This window comes from Streptomyces sp. NPDC051104 (assembly GCF_040682835.1).
Taxonomy (GTDB): domain Bacteria; phylum Actinomycetota; class Actinomycetes; order Streptomycetales; family Streptomycetaceae; genus Streptomyces; species Streptomyces cynarae.
On record NZ_JBFBBS010000114.1, the window covers coordinates 1 to 2,450 of the forward strand.

General features: G+C 70.2%; 2 protein-coding genes and 1 pseudogene. All 3 read right to left on the bottom strand.

Annotation, left to right across the window (positions count from 1 at the left end; translation table 11 throughout):
- Window positions 1–508, bottom strand: a 508-nt coding sequence (locus tag AB0N14_RS39805) for a transposase (RefSeq protein WP_366030567.1), incomplete at its 3' end; no start/stop codon positions are given.
- A gap of 257 nt (window positions 509–765) precedes the next feature.
- Complete coding sequence (locus AB0N14_RS39810) at window positions 766–993, bottom strand: HTH domain-containing protein (RefSeq protein ID WP_366030568.1); 228 nt, start codon at window positions 991–993, stop codon at window positions 766–768.
- Window positions 994–1,235: 242 nt separating this feature from the next.
- A pseudogene (locus tag AB0N14_RS39815) lies at window positions 1,236–2,450 on the bottom strand (MFS transporter); the annotation flags it as partial.

Consider the following 2,450-nt stretch of genomic DNA (forward strand, 5'->3'; position numbering starts at 1 on the left):
ACTGTTCGTGCTGGTCATACGGGGGTGGACTCCTGTCTCGCCCAGGAAGGATAACCCGGCATACCCGGTGTCTCACCACAGACTGACAGGGAGGGGTGCGGGCCCGGGTCAGATCCCGCAGTTCGCGCACCGGTGCGGGTGGCACGAACGAGGGGCGGACCAGGCCATGGGCGCCGAGCTGGGCCAGCCAGGCGGCATCAGAGACGTCCGTCGTGCGGCCGGGCAGGTTCCTGACCTGCCGGGCGTTGACCAGGATCACGTTCAGATCCTCGGCCAGCAGGTAGTGGAACGGCTTCCAGTAGTCCGAGGTCGCCTCGATCACGACGAGTGTGACCTCGGCAGCGAGCAGATGATCCCGCAGCGCGAGCACGGCGTTCGTGGTCGAGCCCCAGGTCGTGGTCTCGGTGGTGAACGAGCCCCGCCGTTTTGCACTCGGGCTGCGGACACACGCCTTGGCGTCCTTCTTGCTGATGTCTACACCGGCGCAGCGTTCGTGCAGCACGCACACGGCCCCGCTCCCTCCCTCACCGAACGGCCAAGCGGTACGCCGTTCCGGGAGGGCCAGGGTGGAACAGGAATTCTGACGCCCGTGCTCACAGCAACACTCCACGGTTCCCGTGGACGACCCTCAGCGCCACGCTGACCTGCGAGCTCACCGGCATCACAGAGCAATCGGCTTCGGCCGGAACGAACCCCACCAGCGTCCCGGACCGGATCAACCCCCGTCAGGGCAGACAGGGAGCACCTCGGCGCGCGCCACGGCATTTACCACGCCCCCGGCGCGCACCGAAGGTGCGCTGGATCGCTGACCTGCGGTTGCCACTCCGCTTCGGTCTCCTTCACCAGAGCGGCCCGGAGGCGCTTCTGCGGCTTCTTGGACGCTCCGGAGAGGTAGCGCTCCACCGTCTTGCGGGAGACGCCCAGGCGCTCCGCCAGGGTCTTGGTGGAGCCCTTCTCCCGCGTGCGAGGAATTTCATCTGGGCTAGCGCGGATTTCGGCGCGGGCCGGTTGAACAGGGCACGTTCTGCTCGGGCGAAGCCATCCCTGATCTTGGCGCGGAGCCGGGCCGCGCGCTGCGCGTCGTCATCGGTCATGTGATCAGCAGATCTGTGTCGGCCTGTGGACAGAGGCCGGCGACTGGACTCTCCCTCGCCCGTGGAAGTGATGTGTGATGACGCAGTCCAGTTGGCATACGGGCACGCTTGTTGCCAAACATCGCTGATGTCGCTGCGTGGTTACTCTGCGGAGTGCCGTAGGGATCGGCAGCGTACGGCGGCGCCGGTGGCTGTCCACGGTGCGATGAGCGCGGCGGCCACGGAGACGGCAGCCAGGAGGAAGAAGAGTGATCCGTAGCCGCCGAGCGGCACAGCCAAGGCGGCGCCGGCGAACGGCGCGAGGGCTGCCGCGGTGGTTGCCGGTGCCGCGAGGAGCCCGGAGAGGCGCCCGTAGTGCGTCGCGCCCCAGCGGTCGATGATGGCGGTGGCCTGGAGGAGGGTGAGGTTGCCGCGGACCATGCCGGCCACGACCGACACGGCGATGAGCAGGGCGTACGGGCCGGGGACGGCGGCGAAGGCGGCCGTGGTCAGTCCGCCGAGCGCGATCAGGATCGTGGTGCGGGCCGTGGCGGTGGTACGGCGGGCGAGGGCGGCGTACAGGGTGCGACCGAGGGTCTGTCCGGCGCCGCCGATGCCGAGGGCCCAGGCGGCCTGGCTGGTGGTGTACCCGCGTTCGAGGAGGAGCAGGACGAGGGCGATGACGACGGCGTACATCGCGAAGCCCGACAGGGTGGAGGCGGCGGCGAGGAGCAGGAATGGTCGGCTGCGTCCGGCCTCGGCGGCGCCTGCGGCCGCGCGGGGTTGGTTGGGGCGTCGGGCCAGGGTGCGCGCAGGGCCAGGGCGTGGGCGGGGATGGTGACGGCGGCGAGGATGCCGGCGAGAACGAGGTAGGTGTGGCGCCAGGACAAGTTGTCAGAGAGGGCCGCGGTCAGGGGTGCGAAGACGGTGGAGGCGAGTCCGCCGGCGAGGGTGACGATCGTCAGGGCGCGCACGTGGTCGGGGGACCACCAGTGGGTGAGGGCGGCGAACGCGGGCTGGTAGAAGGTGGCTGCCATCGCGAGTCCGGCCAGTCCCCAACCGGCGATGAAGACCAGCAGGTTGGGGGCTGCGGCCACGATCAGCACGCTGATGGCACCGAGCACAGAGCCCGCGGTCATGACCGCGCGCGGGCCGCGCCGGTCGAGGATGCGCCCGACACGGATCCCGGCGAGGGCGGAGACGACGAGGCCGAGCGAGAACGCCACGGTGGTCGCCCCGGCCTCCCAGCCGGTCGCGTGGGTGATCTGGGGGTTGAGGACGGGGAACGCGTAGTAGACGATGCCCCAGCTCACGATCTGCGTGGCGCAGAGGGCGGGTAGGGCGGCGCGGGGCCGCGACCGGTCCCCTGTTCCGGTC